Annotated in this window: 23 protein-coding genes and 1 tRNA gene; 3 read left to right on the top strand and 21 right to left on the bottom strand. The window is 53.9% G+C overall.

Annotated features, from left to right (window positions below):
* Positions 1 to 48: 48 nt before the first annotated feature.
* The 4 genes from uppS to ACK4HN_RS07705 all read right to left on the bottom strand — a co-directional run bounded on the left by uppS (position 49) and on the right by ACK4HN_RS07705 (position 3,990).
* Positions 49 to 798, bottom strand: a complete 750-nt coding sequence (uppS, locus tag ACK4HN_RS07690) for a polyprenyl diphosphate synthase (RefSeq protein ID WP_409877438.1) — start codon at positions 796 to 798, stop codon at positions 49 to 51.
* 22 nt (positions 799 to 820) lie between these two features.
* Complete coding sequence (gene cdaA, locus ACK4HN_RS07695) at positions 821 to 1,699, bottom strand: diadenylate cyclase CdaA (RefSeq protein ID WP_409868972.1); 879 nt, start codon at positions 1,697 to 1,699, stop codon at positions 821 to 823.
* A gap of 20 nt (positions 1,700 to 1,719) precedes the next feature.
* Positions 1,720 to 3,072 carry a diaminopimelate decarboxylase gene (gene lysA, locus ACK4HN_RS07700; RefSeq protein WP_409877439.1) on the bottom strand — a complete coding sequence of 451 codons (1,353 nt, stop codon included), beginning with the start codon at positions 3,070 to 3,072 and terminating at the stop codon, positions 1,720 to 1,722.
* Between the two features lie 84 nt (positions 3,073 to 3,156).
* Complete coding sequence (locus tag ACK4HN_RS07705; RefSeq protein WP_409868974.1) at positions 3,157 to 3,990, bottom strand: prohibitin family protein; 834 nt, start codon at positions 3,988 to 3,990, stop codon at positions 3,157 to 3,159.
* 106 nt (positions 3,991 to 4,096) lie between these two features.
* Here ACK4HN_RS07705 and ACK4HN_RS07710 point away from each other — a divergent pair, with 106 nt between their 5' ends.
* On the top strand, positions 4,097 to 4,753 hold the full coding sequence (locus ACK4HN_RS07710; protein WP_409868975.1) for an ATP-dependent Clp protease proteolytic subunit: 657 nt from the start codon (positions 4,097 to 4,099) through the stop codon (positions 4,751 to 4,753).
* On the opposite strand, the gene ACK4HN_RS07715 is transcribed toward ACK4HN_RS07710, so the two are convergent.
* From ACK4HN_RS07715 to ACK4HN_RS07735, 5 genes are all read right to left on the bottom strand, one after another.
* On the bottom strand, positions 4,750 to 6,111 hold the full coding sequence (locus ACK4HN_RS07715; RefSeq protein ID WP_409877440.1) for an LCP family protein: 1,362 nt from the start codon (positions 6,109 to 6,111) through the stop codon (positions 4,750 to 4,752). The two genes, ACK4HN_RS07710 and ACK4HN_RS07715, sit on opposite strands and share 4 nt — an antisense overlap.
* Before the next feature lie 190 nt (positions 6,112 to 6,301).
* Positions 6,302 to 7,273 carry a solanesyl diphosphate synthase gene (gene sds, locus ACK4HN_RS07720; protein WP_409868977.1) on the bottom strand — a complete coding sequence of 324 codons (972 nt, stop codon included), beginning with the start codon at positions 7,271 to 7,273 and terminating at the stop codon, positions 6,302 to 6,304.
* 94 nt (positions 7,274 to 7,367) lie between these two features.
* Positions 7,368 to 8,441 (bottom strand): ABC transporter ATP-binding protein, encoded by a 1,074-nt coding sequence (locus ACK4HN_RS07725; RefSeq protein WP_409868978.1) that lies wholly within the window; start codon positions 8,439 to 8,441, stop codon positions 7,368 to 7,370.
* 3 nt (positions 8,442 to 8,444) lie between these two features.
* Complete coding sequence (locus ACK4HN_RS07730) at positions 8,445 to 8,603, bottom strand: chlorophyll a/b-binding protein (RefSeq protein ID WP_409868979.1); 159 nt, start codon at positions 8,601 to 8,603, stop codon at positions 8,445 to 8,447.
* Positions 8,604 to 8,629: 26 nt separating this feature from the next.
* Positions 8,630 to 9,649, bottom strand: coding sequence for a succinate dehydrogenase/fumarate reductase iron-sulfur subunit (locus ACK4HN_RS07735; protein WP_409868980.1), 1,020 nt, complete (start codon positions 9,647 to 9,649; stop codon positions 8,630 to 8,632).
* Between the two features lie 54 nt (positions 9,650 to 9,703).
* Here ACK4HN_RS07735 and ACK4HN_RS07740 point away from each other — a divergent pair, with 54 nt between their 5' ends.
* Both ACK4HN_RS07740 and ACK4HN_RS07745 read left to right on the top strand, forming a co-directional pair.
* Positions 9,704 to 10,036: a YnfA family protein gene (locus ACK4HN_RS07740; protein WP_409869011.1), complete on the top strand. Its 333-nt coding sequence runs from the start codon at positions 9,704 to 9,706 to the stop codon at positions 10,034 to 10,036.
* Between the two features lie 66 nt (positions 10,037 to 10,102).
* Positions 10,103 to 10,174 (top strand) — tRNA-Gly (locus ACK4HN_RS07745).
* 85 nt (positions 10,175 to 10,259) lie between these two features.
* Here ACK4HN_RS07745 and uvrC read toward each other — a convergent pair.
* The 12 genes from uvrC to ACK4HN_RS07805 all read right to left on the bottom strand — a co-directional run bounded on the left by uvrC (position 10,260) and on the right by ACK4HN_RS07805 (position 23,638).
* Positions 10,260 to 12,155: an excinuclease ABC subunit UvrC gene (gene uvrC, locus ACK4HN_RS07750; RefSeq protein WP_409868981.1), complete on the bottom strand. Its 1,896-nt coding sequence runs from the start codon at positions 12,153 to 12,155 to the stop codon at positions 10,260 to 10,262.
* A gap of 13 nt (positions 12,156 to 12,168) precedes the next feature.
* Positions 12,169 to 13,944: a M61 family metallopeptidase gene (locus tag ACK4HN_RS07755; RefSeq protein WP_409877441.1), complete on the bottom strand. Its 1,776-nt coding sequence runs from the start codon at positions 13,942 to 13,944 to the stop codon at positions 12,169 to 12,171.
* Positions 13,945 to 13,974: 30 nt separating this feature from the next.
* Positions 13,975 to 14,289, bottom strand: a complete 315-nt coding sequence (gene rpsJ / locus ACK4HN_RS07760) for a 30S ribosomal protein S10 (protein WP_298614098.1) — start codon at positions 14,287 to 14,289, stop codon at positions 13,975 to 13,977.
* 115 nt (positions 14,290 to 14,404) lie between these two features.
* Complete coding sequence (gene tuf, locus ACK4HN_RS07765; protein WP_409877442.1) at positions 14,405 to 15,634, bottom strand: elongation factor Tu; 1,230 nt, start codon at positions 15,632 to 15,634, stop codon at positions 14,405 to 14,407.
* A gap of 17 nt (positions 15,635 to 15,651) precedes the next feature.
* Positions 15,652 to 17,727 carry an elongation factor G gene (fusA, locus tag ACK4HN_RS07770; protein ID WP_409868984.1) on the bottom strand — a complete coding sequence of 692 codons (2,076 nt, stop codon included), beginning with the start codon at positions 17,725 to 17,727 and terminating at the stop codon, positions 15,652 to 15,654.
* A 74-nt stretch (positions 17,728 to 17,801) separates the two neighbouring features.
* Positions 17,802 to 18,272 carry a 30S ribosomal protein S7 gene (gene rpsG, locus ACK4HN_RS07775; RefSeq protein WP_409868985.1) on the bottom strand — a complete coding sequence of 157 codons (471 nt, stop codon included), beginning with the start codon at positions 18,270 to 18,272 and terminating at the stop codon, positions 17,802 to 17,804.
* 64 nt (positions 18,273 to 18,336) lie between these two features.
* Entirely contained in the window at positions 18,337 to 18,741 is a 405-nt protein-coding gene (gene rpsL / locus ACK4HN_RS07780; RefSeq protein WP_149819523.1) for a 30S ribosomal protein S12, read from the bottom strand.
* A 56-nt stretch (positions 18,742 to 18,797) separates the two neighbouring features.
* Complete coding sequence (locus ACK4HN_RS07785) at positions 18,798 to 19,526, bottom strand: RsmE family RNA methyltransferase (protein ID WP_409868986.1); 729 nt, start codon at positions 19,524 to 19,526, stop codon at positions 18,798 to 18,800.
* A gap of 24 nt (positions 19,527 to 19,550) precedes the next feature.
* A complete protein-coding gene (locus ACK4HN_RS07790) occupies positions 19,551 to 20,393 on the bottom strand; it encodes a class I SAM-dependent methyltransferase (RefSeq protein ID WP_409877443.1) in 843 nt (280 codons plus the stop codon).
* Positions 20,375 to 21,868, bottom strand: a complete 1,494-nt coding sequence (locus tag ACK4HN_RS07795; protein WP_409868988.1) for a leucyl aminopeptidase — start codon at positions 21,866 to 21,868, stop codon at positions 20,375 to 20,377. Before ACK4HN_RS07795 ends, ACK4HN_RS07790 begins: the two co-directional genes overlap by 19 nt.
* A gap of 55 nt (positions 21,869 to 21,923) precedes the next feature.
* Positions 21,924 to 22,349, bottom strand: a complete 426-nt coding sequence (locus tag ACK4HN_RS07800; protein ID WP_409868989.1) for a VOC family protein — start codon at positions 22,347 to 22,349, stop codon at positions 21,924 to 21,926.
* Positions 22,350 to 22,351: 2 nt separating this feature from the next.
* Entirely contained in the window at positions 22,352 to 23,638 is a 1,287-nt protein-coding gene (locus tag ACK4HN_RS07805) for an efflux RND transporter periplasmic adaptor subunit (protein WP_409868990.1), read from the bottom strand.
* Positions 23,639 to 23,642 lie beyond the last annotated feature (4 nt).

A 23,642-nucleotide genomic window follows, 5' to 3' on the forward strand; every position in this document is an offset into this window, starting at 1 on the left:
CCAAGCGATACCCAGTCAGCTTTCCTATTCTCCACCGAAATCGTCCCTTTAGACACGACCAAACCGCCGCTGTCGCCGTTGGTAATCCCGTAGCGCCTCATGGAAAGCCGCTCGGTCAAAATCTGGCCAGAGGGTTTTGGTGACGTAAATTTCTGAATAGGCTATCTGCCAGAGCAAAAAGTTACTGACGCGCATCTCGCCACTGGTGCGAATCAGCAAATCAGGATCTGGTAGGCCGCCCGTGTACAAGTGCCGCTCAAAGAGCACTTCATCAATATCCGCAGGGTCAAGGAGTCCCGTTTTCACTTGGGCTGCAATCGAACGGCAAGCGTGGATGATTTCCCGCCGCCCACCATAGTTGGTTGCCACCACAAATTTAATTTTTTGATTATTGGCCGTAGCGGTCATCGCTCGCTCAATTTCCGTTTGCAGCGATTTTGGCAAGCACGCCAAGTCACCCACAAAGTGAATTTGCACCCCCTCGGCAACCATTTCCGCCAGCTCCCGCTGCAACACCCGCTCAAAGAGGGTCATCAGAAAGTCCACCTCCGGCAAGGGGCGCCCCCAGTTTTCCGTGGAGAAGGCGTAGGCGGTCAGGGCTTCAATGCCCCAATCTTTGCAACAGCGCAGCAAATCCTTGAGGGTGTCCACCCCCCGTTGATGCCCCATAATACGCGGTAAATTGCGTTGCTTTGCCCAGCGGCCATTCCCATCCATAATGACCGCCACATGGCGAGGCAGGCGATCGCGATCCAAGTCATCGGGTAACTCAATCAATGAATGGGGCTGTAGTGTCATGGACACATCCTGCTGACGGAAATTAGCGCAATGGCCATACCATTTTCCAGAATTTTAAGCTGTGCCGACCCTGACGGGGTTGTGAAGTTCCCGTCCCTTGATCCTGCACATATTGCCGTAACAATTCCTTGAGTTTACTGCTGGTGAGGGGACGTTGCAGCTCTCCCCGAAAGGCAAGGGAAATAGACCCCGTTTCCTCAGAGACCACCACACAGACACAGTGGCCAATGCGTTCAGTAATCCCTAGGGCGGCGCGATGGCGAGTGCCCAACTGCCAAGGGCCTGTGCGGTCTGAGAGGGGCAAGATCAACCTAGCGGCAATGACTTCAGCTCCCCGCACCCAAATTGCCCCATCGTGGAGAGGAGACCCTACTTGAAAAATTGAGGTAATCAGCTCTGGGGAAAGGCGGGCATTAAGAGGAATTCCCGCATGGGTAAAATCCTGAGGGCTGAGCTTTGTGTGCGTCTCCAGCAGAATCAGTGCCCCTGTGCGATCCTGAGATAATCCCTTCACAGCGGTCACAATCAACTCCACCGCATCATTGGTCAGACTCGACTCCACCACAGGCTGCATCAAGCCAAGGAACTGCCCCCGTCCCAACTGTTCCAGAAAAATGCGAATTTCCGATTGCAGGATGACAGCCAAAGCCACCGCAGAGCCAATCACTAGGTTGTGCAAAACAAAACTCAAAAACTGTAGTTCAATGGCACGACTGAGGGAGGTCGCCAACAGCAGGAAGATAAAGCCCCGTACCATCCAGAGGGTTCGTCGCTCAGCCACCACCCGCAAAATAGCGTAGGTTAAGGCCAAGACCAAAACCACATCGATCACTGTTCGCACCTTGGCCAGCGTCTCGGAGGACAGCAGCAGCCACGACAAGTTACCTAGGAGGCTTATCATCCCATCTTGCTCGTCACCTCCTAGGGGGCGGGGGTGCTCAGTCGCAGGGGCAAGACATCATGAGCCACCAAATCAGCATAGGTTTCCCGTTGCAGTATCAGGTTGGCTTCCCCCTCACAAACAACCACCGCCGCCGGCCGGGGCACACGATTGTAGTTGGAGGCCATGCTGTAGTTGTAGGCCCCTGTACTGGCCACCACTAAAATATCATTGGCTTGCAGGGGGGGTAGGGTGACCTGGGGCAGCAGAATATCTCCTGATTCGCAGTGCTTACCGGCAACACGTACAGTTTCTGTGGCGGCAGTGGTCATGCGATTGGCACACAGGGCAGTATATTGTGCCTGATAGGTAATCGGTCGTGGATTATCGGACATGCCACCGTCCACTGCGATATAGGTGCGCAGCTCAGGAATCACCTTACGGCTGCCCACAGTGTAGGCAGTTACTGCCGCCGGCCCAACGATGGAGCGACCCGGTTCACAGAGGAGTTTGGGTAAGGGGAGATGACGTTGCCGACAGGCTTGGCTCAGTTGATGGCTAATGGCTTTAGCCCAGTGGGCGATCGCCGGTGGATTATCCGATTCGACGTAACGAATGCCGAGTCCCCCCCCCACGTTCAGTTCGCGCATAGGGAGCATGGCGTCACGGGCTTCGGCCAGCCAAGCCACTAGAACGTCGCAAAGGTCTAAATGGGGTTGCTCCTCAAAAATCTGGGAGCCAATGTGGGCGTGGAGTCCAACCCAGTCTAGTTCGGGATGCGCCTTGGCAAACTGGAGCAACTCTGGAAACTGTTGCGGATCAAAGCCAAATTTACTGTCCAGATGCCCAGTGCGGATATATTCGTGGGTGTGGCATTCAATCCCCGGTGTCAGGCGCAACATGACGCGCGGTGGCGTCGAGAGATCATGCTCCTCAGCATAGGCAGCAAGGCGTTCCAGTTCTAGCCAGTTATCGGCAACAATCGTGCAATTCACCTCAAGGGCATAGAGGAGTTCTTGGGGGGACTTGTTATTACCGTGGAAGTAGATATGGCTAGCAGGGACACCGGCCCTCAGGGCAGTGTAGAGTTCGCCCCCGGAGGCCACGTCAATGCCAAGACCTTCACTGTGGGCAAGGGCGCAGGTGGCCAAGCAGTTCCAAGCTTTTGAAGCGTAGAGTACCAAAAATTCACCGCCATAGGTCTGCTGAAGCGTGTCTTGGTATTGACGGCAAGCGGTGCGAAAGGTGAATTCATCGAGGATGTAGAGGGGAGAACCAAACTGTGCCACTAACTCCACCACATCGCAACCACCAATGGTGAGATGGCCTCGGGCATTGATTTCCGCAGTCAGGGGTAAAATCTGTTGATTGGCCGCAAGAGGGGTGGAGATCATGGGTCAGTGTCGAGAGAAATCAAGGAATAAAAGGACAAGTTACTATTCTCAATTCTAGGGGGATTTGGGCGATCGCTCCTGTGTCTATTTTTCAGCGCTCCAGTTCAGCAAAAAAGGGGGTAGCCCTTCCTTACCATTGAGCACAATGACTTGGGGCACTTGGGCACCCCCTTCTCGCCATGCTTCGATCGCTTCCTTTTGCAACACTAACTGGCCACCGGGGGCGTTGAGGGTTTCGGCAAGGAGGCGTTGGGCTTCCGCTTTCCCTTGGGCACGGTTAATTTCTGCTTGTGCCTGTTGAGCTGCCTCTTGGGCAATATAGACCGCCCGTTGTGCCCGCTGTTCAGCAATTTGCTTATCCTCGACCGCCTTGGAAAATTCCTCCGAAAAGTCAAGGTTAACCACACTGGTATCTAGGACGAGAATGTGGTATTTCGCTAAGCGATCGCTAAGGGCACGATCAAAATCCTCCTTCAATTCATCCCGCTTCGTAATCGCCTCCTCTGCGGTGCGGCGGGCAGCGGCAATTTTGAAGGCCTCTTGGGTTTGGGGAGCAATAATTTTAGCCACGATGTTTTCCAGCGTCCCTTGGGTACGGCGCACATCCACAATGGCTAAGGGGTCAAGGCGAAAGTTAATGGCAAAACTGGCGGTAATGTCCTGCAAATCTTTGGTGGCACTTTCCGCTGGCACTTCAAACTTCTGCACAGTTACGTCATAGACATCCACAGTGGCAATGAAGGGGGGCTTCCAGTGAATGCCCTCAAGGAGGGGGATATCCTGAGCCTTGCCCAAAATACTCAAGACGCCCGCCTGCCCAGGATTGATAATCACCACGGCATTCAAGAGGAGGACTAGCAAGAGAAGGGCGATCGCCAGCACTGAGGAAGTCAGCCGCGAACTGAGGAGTTGATTCATACTCAAGGAACTTGATTTCTGCTTTGATTATAGGCGGTGCCTCCCGCCGATCCTGAAGGCAATTCCTTGCTAGAGTACAGATAGTCTGTCATTTGCTGAGCGTCCTATGCGGTTGCCCATTACTGCTGCCCAAGCGGCCTACTATGGTGATGCCTACTATCGCACCCCACCCCCCGATCTCCCTTCGCTGCTGTTGAAGGAGCGGATCGTCTATCTCGGTATGCCTTTGGTGCCAGCGGTCACGGAGCTGATCATTGCGGAACTACTCTATCTGCAATACGACGATCCTGAAAAACCGATCCGCATTTACATTAACTCGACGGGCACCTCCCGCTATGATGGTGAACCCATTGGGTTTGAGACCGAAGCCTTTGCTATCTGCGACACCATGCGCTACATTAAACCCCCTGTGCATACGATCTGTATTGGTCAAGCCATGGGGATGGCAGCTATGTTGCTCTCCGCCGGTACCAAAGGGTGTCGCGCCAGCTTACCCCACGCCACCATTGTCCTGCACCAAACCAAAAGCTATGCCCAAGGGCAGGCTACCGATATCCAAATTCGGGCCAAGGAGGTACTGGCCAATAAGGCAATGATGGTGGAAATTTTGGCGCAAAACACTGGTCAGCCCCCTGAGCGCATTGCTCGCGATATGGATCGGCTGCTCTATATGACGCCCCAAATGGCCAAGGAATACGGCATCATTGACCGCATCCTCGAACCGGAAGCCGTGACCAAGAAACTGCCGGCAACCCTGACTTAGTGCAGGACGGCGGCCCAGTCGCGACCAATGCGAATCGTAATATCTGAAGACAGCACGCCCGTTGAATTGGCTGAGACCCGCCCCAAACCAAGGACAGAGCGAATCATTTGTGCAGCTCCAATATCCCCTTGCTGAGCGACGATTTCTGTTTCGGGGGTTTGCTGATACCATTCCTCAGCGATGATCACATTGGTATAGCCGTGGTGGGCGAGAAAATCCGCCATGTCTTGGGCAGCGTCCCTGCTGCCGGAGGCATTTTGTAAAGCAATGCGTAACGTGCCGCCTTCGCTCCAACTGGAGTTGACGAGTTTCGAGGGGCGATCGCTAAAGTGCTCAGCCACCAGTCGATCAATGCGCTCATAGTCAGGCAGCCAGTAGCTCGCCTCATAACCATCGCCACTAAAGCGCCCCGGCAGCAAGATCAAGCGGAGATTCTCTGGCTCAATGCGCAGACTAAACTGGGCGATCGCCATCAATTCGGCAAAGGTTAAATCCGTGTCCACATATTTTTGAAGCACGCTGTAGAGTTTCGGCAACTGGGTCAGCATGACAGGATTGGCCAGTTTCTTTTGTAATGCCTTGATTAGCATTTGCTGCCGTTGGGCACGGCCAATATCCCCCAGTTCATCGTAACGAAAGCGAACAAACCCCTCCGCTTGCTCTCCATTCAGAGTTTGCAGCCCCGGTTGAAGATCAATGTAGAGTTTTTGGGTGTGATCGGTATAAACCATCCGCTTGGGCACATTCACCTCGACCCCGCCCACCAGATCCACTAGTTCCCGAAATGCCCCCGTATCAATGCGAATGTAGCGATCAATGGGGGTATAGTTCAGGGTTTCGCTGACCACCCGCACCGTGAGATCGACCTCCCCATAAACATTAGCCGCATTAATTTTGCTGATGCCATAGCCAGGAATCTCCACCCGCGTGTCACGGGGAATACTCAAAACGGTGATGGTGCCATTTTCAGGGTTAAATCGCGCCAGCAGCATTGTATCGGTACGACCACGGAAGCGTTCTGGAGAGTCTTCGGGAGCATCCAAGACCTTATCCACCCCCAGTACTAAGAGATTCACCGGCCGACTCATGCCATACTGTAACCCCCGTGTCATCATTTCTAGCCAAGAGGGATTGCCTTGGCCACGATGGTTGGTACCTTGAAAGGGTGACATCAAAACAAAGGTCATGCCCGCAAAAGCAGAGACCAAGGACACACCACTAAAGGCAGCAATCCAGCCTAGGGTACGCCACATTGAAGGGCGCGATCGCTGACCCCTGCTTTTTTGATATACCCTTTGACTCCCCCGACCACCCACAGTCGAACTTACCGGTTTACGCTGTTTGACGCCTCGTGCCACAAATTCACTCCCGAAACAAACACAAGTCATGGGCTAGCCGGGTGGACATACCCCCTGTACCTAGTCTAAGGGACTCACTCCTCATCCCCCACTTATACCTATTGGACTGCCCTAAGGGATTCTTGTTTCTATTTTTCGCCCACTGCCTGAGATTTATGCGCTGTGCATTGGAAATTCGTTGGTTGACAGCTTAATAGAGCCGCTCAAGGACATAGTCTGTCAATTGACTGAGGGCCTGACGCGGTTCCGACGGGGGAAGCACTTCAAGTGCCGGTAGAGCCGCTTGGGCATATTCTTTGGCTAAATTGCGGGCATCTTCAATGGCACCACTTTGGCGCACTAGGTTGAGGGCGGTTTCTAGATCGCCTTCTTCACTGAACTCCCGCTCGATCAGGGTGTGCAGGTAGGGGGCTTTGGGTAGGGCATAGAGCACCGGTGCCGTTAGGTTGCCATCGCGCAGATCTGAGCCAGCGGGTTTCCCTAGTTCTGCAGTGGAGCGGGTAAAGTCGAGGATGTCATCCACAATCTGAAAGGCCAACCCTAAATTTTTGCCATAGGTGTACATGGCTTCAATGGTTTCTGGGGGCGCTTCACTGAGCACGGCGGCGGCCTTGGCACTGTTGGCAATGAGGGAGGCCGTCTTGTAGTAGGTTTTCAGTAGATAATCATCTAGGGTAATGCTGGTGTCAAAGCGGTTAAAGCCCTGGCGAATTTCCCCTTCCGCAAAGTCTTTGATGACTTGGGAGAGGAGTTTCACCACCTGCAGGTTATCCAAATCCGCTAAGTACCAAGAGGCTTGGGCAAAGAGAAAGTCCCCGGCTTGGATGGCCACGCGATTGCCAAAGATGCTGTTGACGGTGGGCACACCCCGCCGCAGTTGTGCTTGATCCACCACATCATCGTGGAAGAGACTGGCCGTATGAATCATTTCCGTGATTTCGGCAAGGCGGCAGTGGCGAGGAGTGAGACCCTGATCCGGCAGGGTGGCGCGTGAGACCAGGAGAACAATGGCGGGCCGAATGCGTTTGCCACTGGCAGAAAAGAGGTGTTCGGTGGCAGCAGAGAGTACGGCGTGTTGTGCTCCAATCAGTGCCTTCAGGTTTTCTGTGAGTACACAGAGATCTGCTTCAACCGGTGAAAAAAGAGAGGTTACCGAAGTCATGGAGGGGCTGGCCGCAGAAGTTACGAAATTTTACAGAATCCTAGTTGTATTCTAAGCGAACCCACCAGTCTTGGGTAAGGGTGGCGATGAATTTTCAGCAAGGCTCAAAATTGAGGGCAGCACCGCTGGCAGCATCAAATAGATAAAGGTGCGTGACCTGCAACTGCACAATATCACCCATCGCAGGAATTTGCCCACGGGGAGCAAGCCACAATAGTTCTTGGCAGCTTTGCTGCAAGCGACAGCGAACAATAGCTTCCCGACCCAAGGGTTCCACGAGGGTGGCGATCGCCCCTAGGCCCTCCTTGCCAAGGTGCAAATGCTCTGGGCGAATTCCCACGGTGAGGGGCTGTTCACTTTTTAGCGACCAATGGGAGGTGTTCGGACAGGGTAAGGGCTGCTGCTCTATCCACAGGCGGCTGCCATCCCAGCGAGCGGGCAGTAAGTTCATCGGTGGGGTGCCCAGAAACCGCGCCACCATTGTATTGGCTGGTCTTTCGTAGAGGTCGGCGGGGGTGCCAATTTGCTGGATTTGACCGCGATCGAGCACCACAATGCGATCGCCAAGGGTCATGGCCTCCACCTGATCGTGGGTGACATAGAGGGTGGTAATGCCCAGTTGTTGATGCAATTGCTTCAATTCAGCACGGGTTTGCTCCCGCAATTGGGCATCAAGGTTGGAGAGGGGTTCATCAAGGAGAAACACTTGGGGCGATCGCGCCAAGGCTCTGCCCAAGGCTACCCGCTGTTGCTGACCTCCCGACAGTTGACGGGGTTTGCGCTGAAGCAAAGACTCAATCCCTAGGAGCTTCGCCACTTGGAGCACCCGTTGCTGCCGTGTGGCCGGATCAACACCGCGCATCTTGAGGCCAAAGCCCAAGTTTTCCGCCACGGTCATGTGGGGATAGAGGGCATAGTTCTGAAAGACCATGGCCACATCGCGATCGCGCCCACTGCGGCTATTGACACAGGTCTCCCCAATATAAATCTCGCCACTAGTGGGTTGCTCCAAACCAGCAATGAGCCGCAATAGGGTGGATTTACCACAACCAGAAGGGCCGACAATCACCCAAAGCTCCCCCGCAGGTACCGTCAAGGAGAGTGGACCAATCGCCACCCCCGGCGCAAAGCGCCGCGTCACTCCCTCTAGACGCAGTGTTGCGGTCACAGCCTATCGCAAACCCACCCACGTAAAGAAATCTTGGCCGGTCACCCACTCCAGCACTAGCAGGGCAACAAAACCAATCATGGCAAAGCGGCCATTGATCAGCTCCGCATAGCGCGACCACCCAAATTGGGGGGTCAAATCCTCAGGCGTTGGTTCACTCATGGCGTTAGGAATGCAAAACAACTTCTTTAGCTTGGCGTAAAGCCTTCGCGGTGTACTCCCATTTTAGAAGAGGGCTGTCGCTGCTGTAGGGCGGTGATCACCGCCTGAATTTGCGCTTGACCGGCAGACTTTTCAAATCGCAGTGGAAACTTACCGCGCCGCAATAACCGCCAACCTAAGGGGGCAAGGCTCACAACGCCCTGCAGATCTCGAAAGTGATTGCCCACCACCCGCAGGCCAAATTGCCGCTCATCCACCCAGCCACCTTCTTTCACGAGTTCTAAGAGGACTTGACGATGGCGCAAAGGACGGTCTAGATTGCGGGTTGCTGTTGTTGAGCGTGCTAGGATCGCCTGCTTGATTTCACTAATGCGATCGAGGGGTTGCACACCCACGGGACACACCGTATTGCAATTAAAACAACGGGTACAGCCCCACACGCCACTGCTGGCCGTGTTGTATTGCTCTAGGCGTTGGTCAGTTTCGCTATCGCGGGTATCGGCCACAAGGCGAGCAGCCTTGGCAAGGGCGTGGGGACCGACAAAGTCTGGATTCACTTCCACGGCATTGCAGGCACCATAGCAGGCACCACAGAGAATACAGTTGCCCGAGGCATTCAGTTTGGCGCGATCGCTGGGGGATTGGAGAAACTCCCGCTCTGGCACTTGCCGTGCCGCTGTACTCACATAAGGATTGACGGCTGAAAGTTTTTGCCAAAAAGCGCTCATGTCCACGACAAGGTCTTTGAGCACAGGCAGATTTCCCAAAGGGGCGATCGCAATTTGGTTGGGAACAGGACTATTGGCTAATTCAGCGCGAATACTTTGCTGACAGGCGAGGGCAGAACGACCATTAATCGTCATTGCACAACTGCCGCAGATGGTGTTGCGACAATTTTTGCGAAAGCTGAGGCTGCCGTCGTAATATCCCTTAATCTGGATGAGGGCATCCAGAATGGTCAGGGAAGGATCAATCTCTAGTTCAAAGGTTTGCCAATAGGCGCCCCTGTCTGGTGCTTGGCGGCGAATGGTCAACTGAAAGGTCATCGTCTAGTGTCGGCCCACTATCATCTCCAGTCTATAGCAAGCGTTACGACCATGCTGAAGGTTGCACAGTCGCTCCTTTACTTCCTCATCACAGGCCTCCTGGAGCTGGGGGGAGCCTATCTTGTCTGGCTCTGGCTACGGGAGCACAAAAGCATTTGGTATGCCTTAGGGGGGGCGATCGTTCTTTTTCTGTACGGGATGGTACCAACCCTCCAACCTGCCCATTTCGGTCGTGTTCAGGCAGCCTACAGTGGCATGTTTCTGCTGGTGGCCCTAGTCTGGGGCTGGGGAATTGAGAAAGTGCGCCCCGATAAGTTCGATCTGCTCGGTGCCGGGGTGGCGCTTCTGGGCACCCTGATCATCATGTACGCGCCAAGGGGGCATTGAGGGGGTTGCAATCCTTGGGCAGCTCTTGACAACTGCCCTGCTCATTTTCTAGACTAAGAAGGTACTGCGGGTATAGCTCAGTGGTAGAGCGCAACCTTGCCAAGGTTGATGTCGCGCGTTCGAATCGCGTTACCCGCTTGGGTTATTTACTGCTTAGCCTTTTTTCCAGAGGCTTTTTCCGCGAAGAGAGAGCAGCCTTGCCTTATTGTGGCGAAAGGAGCAGTCAAGGGGTAGGGTCAGCATCCCGATGAAAATAGCGGTAAATTTTTTCCGCCAAGCGGGGGCCGACCCCATGTACCTGCGCCAACTGTTCGGGCGTGGCCATGCGGATGTAGTCAATGGAGCGAAAGGTGGCAAGCAGTTCTTTTTGACGCCGATAGCCCAAGCCGCGAATTTGGTCGAGGTGCGATCGCCGCTGGCGTTGGGCACGTTTTTGCCGGTGGAAGTTAAGGGCAAAGCGGTGAGCCTCATCGCGGACGCGGCGGAGCAACTGCACCCCCGGTTGCTCCGGATCCGTCGGCAGGGGCTGGGATTGATGGGGGAGGAAAATCTCCTCCCGCTGTTTGGCTAAGCTGAGAAGGGTGAGGTCGCCCAAGAGTGGCGCCAAAACCTGAACCACAGCCGAGAGTTGCCCCTTGCCACCATCAATGAGGATGACATCCGGCCAGTCATCACTCTCCAGAGGGTTCCTTTTCCCCTCAAGATAGGGAGCAAAGCGGCGGCGGAGAATCTCGGTCAAGCTGGCAAAGTCATCGGAGTGGCCCAGTTTGACCTCGGGATTGCGGATGTTGTAGTGGCGATAGTGCTGCTTGGCGGGTAACCCTTCAATAAAGACAACCCGTGAGGCCACCGCATCAGCCCCCTGAATATGGGAAATGTCATAGCCCTCAATGCGATGGGGTAGGGTGTCAAGGCCAAGGAGTTGGGCTAAATCTTCAAGGGCGGTTTGGGTGCGATCGCTCGCCTGCTGAAGGCGCACCAGTTCCAGTTCGGCATTGCGTTGTACCATGGCAAGCAGTTCGGCTTTGGCTTGGCGCTGGGGGACGGTGAGGGTAACGGCACGCCCTTTCTTTTCGCTCAGGTAGGTGCGTAGCAGGTCTGCCTCTGGCAGAGGATATTGCAGCAAAATTTCACTGGGAATTTCCACCTCCTCTACTTGGGCATAGTGTTCTTCGAGTACCCGCTGCAGAATCGTGGCGGGGCTGCCACTCTGGGCATCAGCCACAAAAGCTAAACGTCCCACCAAGCGACCGCCGCGAATTTGAAAGAGTTGAATGGCTGCATAGCGATCGCCCACAGCAAGGGCAATGGCATCCCGTGACACCGTATCGTCGGGCAAGGCAACCTTTTGATCTACCCCCAACTGCTCTAGGGCGCGAATTTGATCCCGCAACCGTGCCGCCAGTTCAAAATTGAGGTCTGCTGCCGCTTGTACCATTTGTTCTCGCAACTGCGCCACCAGTTCCCCCGTACGTCCCTGAAAGATCATCGCCGCCTTCTGCAGGGTTTGCCGATACTCTTGGGGGGAAATGAGGCCTTGGCAGACCCCCGGACAGCGACCAATATCATAGTTAAGGCAGGGGCGATCCTTAAAGAGGGGGCGGGGACGTTGCCGCAGGGGAAAAAGCCGCTTCACTAGGGCAAAGGTCTGGCGCAGGCGAAAGCTATCCACATAGGGACCATAGTAGCGATCCTTGGGGGAGTCACTGGTGCTACTGCCGGCATTACCAAATTGGCGTTTGCGGGTAATGAAAATGCGGGGGTAGGGTTCCGACCAAGTAATACAGACGTAGGGATATTTCTTGTCATCTTTGAGGAGAACGTTGAAGGGGGGCTGATGCTGCTTAATTAAATTGGCTTCGAGGGCAAGGGCCTCGGCCTCCGTATCGGTAACAATGAATTCAATGTCCGCCACCTGATAGACCATCAGCTCAAGGCGTGGCCCTAGGTGGGCGGGTTCACGAAAATAGGAGCGCACCCGCGATCGCAGGCGTTTGGACTTGCCAATGTAGAGAATTTGATCCGTCTTGTCCTTAAGGAAATAGACTCCCGGTGCCAAGGGCAGTTGCCGCAGCACCTGTTCCAAGCGATCGCGATCCTGAATCAAGGGCTGAAGCATTGTGCTGCCTCCCCTAAAGCTGCGCTGCTGTGGCTCCCAACCAAGCTTCTAAATGTGCTCGCTGGCTCGGCGTGGCATCAGCACAGCACTGCAACCGATAGTTGGGTTGGGGTTGCCCTAAAATCAGTGTCCCAGTGTGCAATTGCTGATCATGGAACCATGTCAGGTGAATCGTCTCTCCCACTGGGTATTCCCGCAGTCGCTCTGACCAGTCCTCTGCGGTGATGCACCAACCATTGAGGGCAATGATTTCATCCCCAGCCACCAAGCCTGCCTGTTCAGCGGGGGAGTCCCGCAGCACTGCCTTGATTTGAAGAGGGCCGTGTTCCTGCTTGAACTGAAGTCCCGTATAGGGCAGTGCGTCTTGGGGGACTAGTTCCAGCCCAACTTTAGCCAGCCACTCCTGAAGGGGGAGTTCCACGGTTCCTTCAATGAACTGCTCGCGCCATGTCCCCAAGTTTTCATCGGCAACGGTTTCAATGGTCTCCCACAGCTCATCGGGGGTGTAGCCTTGACCCGTTTCACCATACTGCTGCCAGAGCCGCCGCAAAACATCGAGGAGCGATCGCTGGTGATTGAAATTCAGGCGAATCCGCAGATCCAACAGTAGCGCCACCAACTCCCCTTTGAGGTAGTAGGACATCTGGGAATTGATGCTGTTTTCATCGGGGCGATAGAGCTTAATCCAAGCATCAAAACTCGCGGCACTTAGGGATTGCACAAAGCGACCGGGGGTATGGAAATAGCGATTGAGACTTTCACTGAGGAGCTGCAGATACACCTTGGCATCAAATAGCCCAGCCCAGAGGGGAATGAGTTGATCAAAATAACTGGTCACCCCCTCTGCAAACCAGAGACTCGTGGTGTAATTCTCACTGTCGTAGTCAAAAACCTCGAAGGCTTGGGGGCGAATCCGCTTGACGTTCCAGAGATGGAAAAACTCATGGGCCACTAAACAGAGAAAGCGGCGATACTGCTCCGCTTGCTGAAAGCCAAAACGATGGAAGATCAACGAGCAGCTATTCAGATGCTCTAAGCCGCCGTAGCCCTTGTGGGTAAGGTGCAAAATAAAGACATAGCGATCGTAGGGCAAACCACCAAACAGACTTGCCTCGGTGGTAATGATCCGCTGCATATCGGCGATCGCCCGCTCTGGATCAAAATTTCCCTCGCCCCACACCGCCAATTCATGGGGTTTGCCTGCCGCCTCAAAGGTGTAAACCGCATGGGTGCCCACTTCAAAGGGGCTATCCACCAATAGATCGTAATTTGCCGCCCAAAAGGTGGAGCTATCCTCCCCCAAGGGTTCGAGGGGAGTGGTGACCCGCCAACCGCAAGGTGCTTCAATGGTGACCGTCAAGGGCTGGTCGCGATACTCTGGCACATAGAGACACACCGCTGCGGGATTGAAATAGGCGTGGCTGCCATCAAAGTGGTTGGTGCGTACCGAGAGTTCATGGGCATAGATGGCATAGCGCACTTCCAGTTCTAGACCGGGCGTGCACGCCACCTGCCACTGGTTTTTGGCACACTTCCACCACTCAAGGGGGGTACCATCGGCAGCCGTTACCGTAAAATCCTGAAGATGCCGCGCATATTCGCGCACAAGGTAGGAGCCGGGCGTCCAAACCGGTAAATGCAGATGAAGGACATCGGTTTGCGGTGCCCTCAACCGCAGCGTCACCCCTAAAAGATGCGTATGCCCCTGCTGGCAGTTAATCCGATAGGCCATTGCAGGGGGCTGAAGAAAAGATGTAGAGGGGGAGGGATGAATGATCGTATGGGTCATATCCCTCAGTGTAGTGAACTTTGGCGACGCTTACAATTTCACCTCGATATCCACCCCCGCCGGCAAGTCCAACTTCATCAGCGCATCAATCGTTTTTGGCGAAGGCTGGTAAATGTCGAGGATACGACGGTGGGTACGGGTTTCAAAATGCTCCCGCGAGTCCTTGTCAATGTGGGGCGATCGCAGGACACAGTAAATTCGCCGTCGTGTCGGCAGAGGAATCGGCCCGACGGGGGAAGCGCCAGTCCTTTTTGCGGTTTCTACAATGCGATCGCAGGAGGTATCGAGCAAGCGGTGATCAAAGGCCTTAAGGCGAATACGAATTTTCTGTTGCAAAGCAGCCATAGTGAGATTCCCTACTTGTCAAGGTTCAGCGAAGATCAAACAAAAATTCAGACCCAAAAATTGGGATAGAAAAGGCCGCCAACACCCCACAAAGGCTAGCGGCCCTACAGATCAACTACTCAATGATTTTAGAAACAACGCCTGCACCAATCGTACGGCCACCCTCACGGATGGCAAAGCGCATCCCCTGCTCAATGGCAATGGGCTGGATTAGTTCCACGGTCATTTTGACACGGTCGCCAGGCATCACCATTTCAGCAGCGCTACCATCGTCAGCCGTAAAGGAAGTGATCGTACCAGTCACATCGGTGGTGCGCACATAGAACTGCGGACGATAGCCCGCAAAGAAGGGAGTTTTACGACCACCCTCTTTCTCAGTGAGCACGTATACTTCACCCTCAAACTTGGTGTGGGGCGTAATGGAGCCGGGTTTAGCAATCACCATTCCCCGTTCCACATCCTCTTTTTTCAGACCGCGCAGGAGCAGACCAGCGTTGTCACCGGCAATCCCCTCTTCGAGGCTCTTCTTAAACATTTCAATGCCAGTGACAGTAGTCGTCCGCGTTTCCCGCAGGCCGACAATTTCGACCGTCTCGTTGAGCTTGATGCGCCCCCGCTCAATCCGTCCAGTGGCCACTGTCCCCCGACCAGTGATAGAGAACACATCTTCTACGGCCATCAGGAAGGGCTTGTCCACATCCCGCTCAGGCGTAGGAATATAGTTATCAACCGCATCCATCAGTTCATAGATTTTGTCCACCCATTCATTTTCACCGCGTTGGGTTTTGGGGTTGGCGGTCATCGCCTCAAGGGCTTTCAGACCCGAACCACGGATAATGGGTACCTCATCTCCGGGGAATTCATACCCATTAAGGAGTTCTCGCAGTTCCAGTTCCACTAGCTCCAGCAATTCTTCGTCATCCACCATGTCGACTTTGTTCAGGAAGACAACGATGCTGGGCACCCCGACCTGACGCGCCAAGAGAATGTGCTCCTTGGTTTGGGGCATTGCACCGTCAGTTGCGGCCACCACCAGAATGGCACCGTCCATTTGCGCGGCACCGGTGATCATATTTTTCACATAGTCAGCGTGGCCGGGGCAATCCACGTGGGCATAGTGACGCTTTTCAGTCTCATACTCCACGTGAGCCGTATTGATGGTAATCCCACGGGCTTTTTCCTCAGGTGCCGCATCAATTTCATCATATTTGCGAGCTTGGGCTTTCCCCTGAGCAGCTAGAACCATGGTAATAGCTGCTGTCAGCGTCGTTTTACCGTGGTCAACGTGACCAATCGTACCAATGTTAACGTGGGGTTTGGTTCGTTCAAATTTAGCGCGTGCCATGTTGTTCCTCGTATAGACTATGCGTTCCCTTTATTTTTGGCAATGATCGCCTCAGCCACATTACGGGGGACTTCCTCGTAATGGCTAAATTCCATCGAGAAAATTCCCCGACCTTGGGTATTCGAGCGAATGTCAGTGGCATAACCAAACATCCGTTCGAGAGGGACTTTTGCGGTCACTTTGGCAATGCCATTTTCCACAGTTTGTCCCTCAATTTGACCGCGACGGGCAATCAAGTCTCCCATCACTGTCCCAAGGAATTCTTCTGGAACCTCGACCTCGACCTTCATCATTGGCTCTAGCAGCACTGGATTGGCTTTCATCACTGCCTCTTTAATCGCTATGGAGCCAGCAATTTTGAAGGCCATCTCCGAAGAGTCCACTTCGTGGTAGGAGCCATCCACTAATGTGACCTTGAGATCAATCACTGGGTACCCTGCCAAAATTCCCGATTCACAGGCTTCCCTCATCCCCTGTTCAGCGGGTGGAATGTACTCTTTGGGTACAACACCGCCGACAATTTTAGAGACAAATTCAAAGCCAGTGCCGGGTTCGGCAGGCTCGACTTCAATCACAACGTGACCATACTGGCCTTTACCGCCACTTTGACGGATAAACTTGCCTTCGGCACGGACAGGTTTGCGAATCGTTTCGCGGTAGGCCACCTGAGGTTGGCCAATATTGGCTTCCACTTTGAATTCCCGCTGCATCCGATCCACAAGAATCTCAAGGTGCAATTCCCCCATACCCGCGATCACGGTTTGGTTGGTTTCGGGATCAACGCTGACACGGAACGTGGGGTCTTCCTCAGAGAGGGCTTGCAGGGCTTTGGAGAGTTTTTCCATGTCCTGCTTGGTTTTGGGTTCCACAGCCACGGAAATGACTGGCTCTGGAATGTACAGCGATTCAAGGATCACAGGGGAGTTTTCGTCGCAGAGGGTATCCCCTGTAAAGGTTTCCTTCAAACCTAGGGCAGCCCCGAGATCCCCGGCTCGCAGTTCATCCACCTCAATCCGCTCATCCGCTTTAAGCACGATCAGACGGGAGATGCGCTCTTTCTTGTTCTTGGTGGCATTGAGCACATAGCTGCCTTTTTTCAAAACGCCGGAATACACGCGCACAAAAGTCAGGCGGCCATAGGGATCCGACATGATCTTGAAGGCCAGCGCTGCTAGGGGTTGATCGTCGTCGGCAGCGCGTTCTACCTCTGTGCCATCGGGAAGATGCCCTTTAATCGCTGGAATATCAACAGGTGAGGGCAGATAGTCCACGACGGCATCAAGAAGCAACTGCACACCCTTGTTCTTGAAAGCAGACCCACATAGCATCGGCACAATGGTGCCGGAAATGGTTCCTTTGCGTAGGGCAGTGCGGATTTCTTCTTCGGTGAGTTCTTCTCCCTCAAAGTATTTTTCCATGAGGGCATCATCGGTTTCGGCAACCGCCTCGATGAGCTTGGTGCGATACTCTTGCGCCAGTTCAGTCACTTCGGCAGGAATTTCCGTGTCTTCAATTTCCTTGCCAAGGTCGTCTTTGTAAATTTTGGCGCGCATGCGCACGAGGTCAACAATGCCCACAAACTGATCTTCAGCACCAATGGGCAACTGAATGGGCACGGCATTGGCTCGCAGGCGATCGCGAATCTGGTCATAGACTTTGTAGAAGTTTGCCCCAGTGCGATCCATTTTGTTGACAAAGACGATGCGCGGGACACTGTAGCGATCCGCTTGCCGCCACACGGTTTCCGATTGCGGTTGCACACCACCGACGGAGCAGAATACCGCAATTACCCCATCGAGAACCCGCATGGAGCGCTCCACCTCAATCGTGAAGTCCACGTGGCCAGGGGTGTCAATAATGTTGATCTGGTGGTCTTTCCAAGAGGTGCTAATGGCGGCGGCTGTAATGGTGATGCCCCGCTCCCGCTCCTGTTCCATCCAGTCGGTAACCGTGGTACCTTCGTGCACTTCGCCAATTTTGTGCACCACACCAGAATAGAAAAGAATACGTTCAGTTGTGGTTGTTTTACCCGCATCAATGTGAGCGGCAATCCCGATATTTCGCACTCGCTCTAGCGGGGTCGTCCGTGCCACAGCTACCTCCTTGTTTGTTGCATTACGTTAGAATTCTTAAATAATTGTATCCAACTCTTGAACCGTATGGCGGTCTAGTAGCGATAGTGGGCAAAGGCCTTGTTGGCTTCTGCCATCTTGTGGGTTTCTTCTCGTTTGCGAATGGTGCTCCCGGTCTCGTTAGCAGCATCCATCAGTTCATTGGCCAGCTTGGCTGACATCGAACGGCCAGCTCGTTTGCGGGAAAATTGCACTAACCAGCGCAAGGCCAAGGCGACCCCGCGATCAGGACGGACTTCCACAGGCACTTGGTAGGTGGCACCCCCCACACGGCGGGCTTTCACTTCCACTAGGGGCGTTGCGTTTTTCACAGCACGCTCAAAAACTTGCAGAGCATCCTCGCCGGTGCGCTCCTGCACGGTTTTCATTGCATCATAAACAATGCGGCTGGCAAGGGATTTTTTGCCATTGAGCATAACTCGCTGGATCAACATACTCACCAGCACGTTGTTATAGACCGGATCAGGGGCAGTAGGCCGTTTTTGAGCGCGAGTGCGACGAGACATAGGTGTTTGCTGTTTGCTCTAGTGAAGTTTAGGGTTTCAACTCAAGGAGATAAGAGAACGGAAATTATTTTTTCTTACCGGTAGCAGCAGCCTCACCGGGTTTGGGACGCTTGGCACCGTATTTAGAGCGACCTTGCTTACGGTCTTTGACACCCGCGGTATCCAGCGTGCCACGAATAATGTGGTAGCGCACACCGGGCAAATCTTTGACCCGACCGCCGCGAATCATCACCACAGAGTGCTCCTGCAAATTGTGGCCAATTCCCGGAATATAAGCGGTGACCTCAAAGCCAGAGGTTAAGCGTACTCGTGCCACTTTGCGCAGGGCAGAGTTGGGCTTTTTGGGAGTTGTGGTATAGACCCGTGTGCACACCCCACGCCGTTGGGGGCAGCTTTTGAGAGCCGGAGATTTTGTTTTCTTTTTCAACAGTTCCCGCTCTTGGCGGATCAATTGCTGGATGGTGGGCATTGCTGCTTACGTTAATTTCACCGAACTTCTAGTGTATCGAGCTACCTGTCGCGTTGTCAATGCTGTTGTGCCGTTGTGCAGTGCCTCTCAGTGTAATGGCTCACTATGGTTACGCTGGCGATCGCAGCGGTGACGGCTCGCAGGGTACGCCGCCCCAAGGAAAAGGCTTGCCAACCAGCCCTCAAGACCTGCCCTAGTTCTGAATCTGTCCATCCCCCTTCTGGTCCGATCGCCAGATAAATTGGCTGAGATAAATCCATCTGGGGCAAGCAGTCCCACAGGAGCGGTGAGGCATTCAAACTCGCAACGTAGCCCTTGGGGGTAAGGCTGACCATTTCAGTAACGGAGAGGGGGTCGCTGAGGGTGGGCACATAAAGACGCTCACTTTGCTCGGTGGCCTCTTGGAGAATGCGCTGCCAACGCTGGTATTTATGGGCACTGGGCTGCAGGAGCGATCGCGCCGTTTGAATGGGAATGATGCGCTTAACCCCCAATTCCGTTGCCTGTTGCAGCACTTGCTCAAAGTTTGCCGCCTTCAGTAGAGCTAGACAGAGAATAATCTCAGCATCAAGTTCCGTCTCAGGGTAATCAGGGTGTAATAGCTTGACGGTGTTTTTCTGAATCTCCCCAAGCCACCGCTGACCCTGACCGTCAAGAATCCAGAGTTCATCTCCTACTTTAAGGCGCAACACATGATACAGGTAATGCTGCTGCTCGGCAGTCAGGTTGACGCATTGGTCTAGAATTTGGCCCGCTTGAACAATGAGCCGTTGGGGCGATCGCATGAATAAGGCTACTCGTCAGACCTGTTAAGTACTCACAGGCTTAATTGCCTCCATAAATAAAGAGTCGGGCTTGCGCACTTGGCCATCAACCACATCTAAGTTGTAACGGGAAAACTCAGGAATACGACTCTCAAAAGCAGAGACAGCACGACAGTCATGGAAACCACAAGCTTCAATCAAGACCTTGAGAGAGTAGCTGTCGTACATCCACAGGTGTACCTCGCCACTGAGGCGAAACAGCCCCACATCGAGAGCATCAGCTCCTTTTTTTCCCAACAGTGGCCAAATTAGAATTTTGGAAAGAAACTTACGGGGATAACGCAGGGGTCGCAAAATTTTTTTGATTTTTTTGAGAAATGTCTGGGGTTGTTGAGCTGTTTTGAAAAAATTTTCAGCCTCTTGGCCAATGCGGGAGCGCACAAAGTCAGGATTTGGGATGTTTGGATTCAGAAGATAAGTTGCCATTGCTCCACCACTGTGATGGCGAACCAGTTGGTCTAAAAGTTCGAGTTTTAGCCAGTCATAGTTTGCACTGTCTGTTTGCTTGCCACTGCGTAAAGCATCAAGTTCGGCCAAGTAAGCACGGGTTATTTGCTCCAGATCAGGAACAACAATGCGCAAAATGCCGCCGGGTTTCAAAATTCGCCAAGAATCGCGTATGAAGTGTTTTGCCTCCTCGTAATTCAAGTGTTCAAGAACATGCGAAGAATAGACAGCATCAACTTCCCCTTCGCTAAAAGGTAAGCCGCGGCGAAGGTCCCAACGTTTTACACCCGCAGCCGCTGGCGCAATATCAAAGTTTAGCCACTCAGGGTGGAAGGTCTGACCACAACCAACGTTAACCAGTTTTAGGCACTGAGACTGCATAGCCACTCCACTAGCGTGCGCACAGGATAGCCTGTTCCACAGGGATTATTGTAGCCATCCTCTTTTTCCGTCCAGACGGGGCCAGCAATATCAAGGTGTGCCCAAGGGGTGTGATCGACAAACTGTTGTAAAAATAGGGCAGCGGTAATTGAACCCGCCGATCGCGGGCCGGTGTTTTTCATATCCGCCACTTGGGATTTCATGCCCTCAAAGTACTTATTTTCAAGGGGCATTTGCCAGACTTTCTCACCGCAGCGATCGCCAGCTTGTTGTAGGGCTTGCGCCAATTCTGAGTTATTGCTCCAAAGACCAGCAATGTTATCTCCCAAAGCCACAATACAGGCTCCCGTCAGCGTGGCCAAATCCACAATGGCATCAACACCTAGTTTCTCGGCATAGACCAGGGCATCGGCAAGGGTGAGGCGACCCTCCGCATCAGTGTTGTTGACCTCAATGGTTTTGCCGTTGGAGGCGGTCAGAATATCCCCCGGATGCAGAGCACGACCACTGATCATGTTCTCTGTGGCAGCGATAATAAAGTGCACCTCAATGCTAGGGGGTTTGAGTTGACCGAGAACCTTGGCCGCTCCCAAAACGGCGGCGGCTCCCCCCATGTCCATCTTCATGGTTTCAATGCCCCCTTGGGTCTTGAGGTTGAGGCCACCCGAATCAAAGGTTAGCCCCTTACCCACCAGGGCGATTTTCTTCTGCACCGTGCCCTCCGGCGTATAGGTGAGGTGAATAAATTTCGGCGGCAAATCTGACGCCTGAGCCACCCCCAAAAAGGCGCCCATGCCAAGGGCGGCACATTCCTCCCGCTCTAAAATCTTTGCGCTCAAGCCGTAGGTAGCTGCTAGCTGCTGAGCTGTTTCCGCCAGTGTAATGGGGGTCACTTGGTTGGCCGGCGCATTCACCAGTTCGCGGGCCAAAATCACGCCGTCGCAAATTTGCTGTGCACGGTTCAGCGCCGCTGTTTGCTCTCCTAAACCCAACAGGCTGACGGATTCGGGATAGGGGAGTAACTTGCGGGCTTCGGGATCCGACTTGAAGCGGACATCGCTATGCAGGGCGAGGAGAACCCCTTCCGCAATGGCTTGGGCAGCATCCGCCGCCTCTAAAGTTTCATGGGGCAGTGCCATGCCTAATGTTTTTACGCGTTCACGGCGAGCCGTACGGGCAATGGTGGCAGCAGTACGGCGGAGGGTTTCGAGATTAAATTCATCGCGATTGCCTAGCCCCACAAGCAACAGTTTTTTGATGGGGAAGTTAGGCAATAGGCGCATCAGCAGGGAGGTGCCAGATTTGCCCTGAAATTCCCCTTCGTTGATCAGTTCTTGCAATAGACCGTTGAGCCGTTGATCAAGGGTCGCGTAGGGGTCGGTGAGGGTGAGGGTACCTTCCGTTTGAAAGACAGCGATCGCCAGTAAATCCCCCGACCAGTCGGAAATTGCTGTAGTGGTTGTTTGCAGGTGCATGCCTATGGACGACTCAAAAATCTCTTAACTCCCTTATTTTATCGGCGTTTAGGCCTTAACAGGAACCGAGACACTGCAAAAATTCAAGGGGCAGGCCGTCACAATCCCGCACAAAGGCAACGTGATAGAGGTGGGAACCAATCACCTGCTGAGTGGGCTTCAGCAATACCTCAAAGGGTAAACTGCGTGCCTTTAATGTTTCTGCCACCTGATTGAGCCATGTTTCAAGGGGGTCGGCATGGTCACTCAGATCAAAGGAGAGATGGTAGTAGCCGACATAGTGCTCATCGTGGAAGGGATCCGCAGGCGGCTGGGGTTCAGGAACTTGCAGCAATTCGAGGCGGGTGTGCCAGCCCTTGAGCCAGCAGGCGAGGGTATAGCCTGTGGTGAAGCGAACTTCCATTGTAAAACCAAGGCATTCATAGAAGGCGATCGCCCGCTGAATATTGGCTGTACGAATGGAAACGTGGTGCAAGCCCATAGCTACTCCTGTTTCCGCCGCAGCCGCTCAGGAAAGTCAATAAAGACCCGCTCCCCAGCGCGGACACCGCTGATAATTTGGGTTTTGTCTTGCCAACTGCTACCAATTGTGACAGGGCGGAACTTAGGCTGATTGTCTTCACCCACAACATAAACACCTGTTTGACCGCGCTCAACGGCGATCGCTACTGTCGGCACCAAGAGGGCATTGTTAATTTTTTGCCCCAGAAAATCTAAGTCCACATTCATCCCAGAGCGTAGTTTTTCTAGTCCCGTCACTAAAGAAACCCGCACCTGAAAGAAGGTGACATTTTGTTCGACAACGGCTTCAGGAGCCACGAGGCGCACTCGCCCTTTAAAGGTTTCCCCCGGATAGGCATCGGCACGGATTTCAACAGGTTGCCCTACGAGCACTTGGCCAATATCCACTTCCGGTACTTCGGCAAGAATTTCTAAGCCCTCAGCGATTGCCACAATGGAGGTCGAGGTGGCAGAGGTGGTCGCCGAAGCGGTGGTTGTGGGAGTAACAAATGCGCCCGGATTCGCATACTTCTGGGTAATAATCCCTGTGAAGGGTGCGCGAATGATGGTATCTTCAAGGGCAGCCCGCGCTGCTTGGACTTGGGCTTGGGCAGCGGCAACGCCTGCTTCGGCCTGGCGGATCTCTTCACTGCGGGAGCCGCGCTGCAGGAGTTGCAAACGCTTTTGGGCTTCATTGAGACTGGCGATCGCGCTATCGCGATTCGCCCTTAGTTCATCTAGGGTATCGCGGGGAATTGCCCCCTCTGCCGCGAGCCATTCATTCCGTTTCAGGCGTTCTTGGGCCAATTGAGCACGGGTAGCAGCTGCCCGCACTTGGGCTTCGGCTTGGGCAATTTCCTCAGCACGGTTGCCGGCAAGCACGCGATCGCGACGGGCAATGGCCTCAGCGAGGTTGGCTTGGGCTTGAGCCAGTTGTGCCTGTTCATCGCGGCTGTCCATGCGGGCGATGATTTGGCCGGCTTTGACCCGATCGCCCTGCTCAACATAGAGGGCGGTGAGAAGGCCGGCCCGTTTCGGACTGATATTGACCGTTTGCACTGGCACCACTTTGCCCGTGGCCGCAATCCGAGCCACTAAATCGCGACTGTCTTGAACCGGCACGGTGTAGCGATCTAGATCAAGGGGGCTTTGACGCGATCGCCACCACAGTAGGCCACCACTGCCAATCAGCCCAGCAGCAATCATCCCAATTGCTAGCGATCGCCAAGGGGAAGAGGGTCTACCGACAAAGGGGATAAACGCTGCCATGAAT

The organism is Thermosynechococcus sp., from assembly GCF_046299655.1.
Lineage (GTDB): Bacteria > Cyanobacteriota > Cyanobacteriia > Thermosynechococcales > Thermosynechococcaceae > Thermosynechococcus.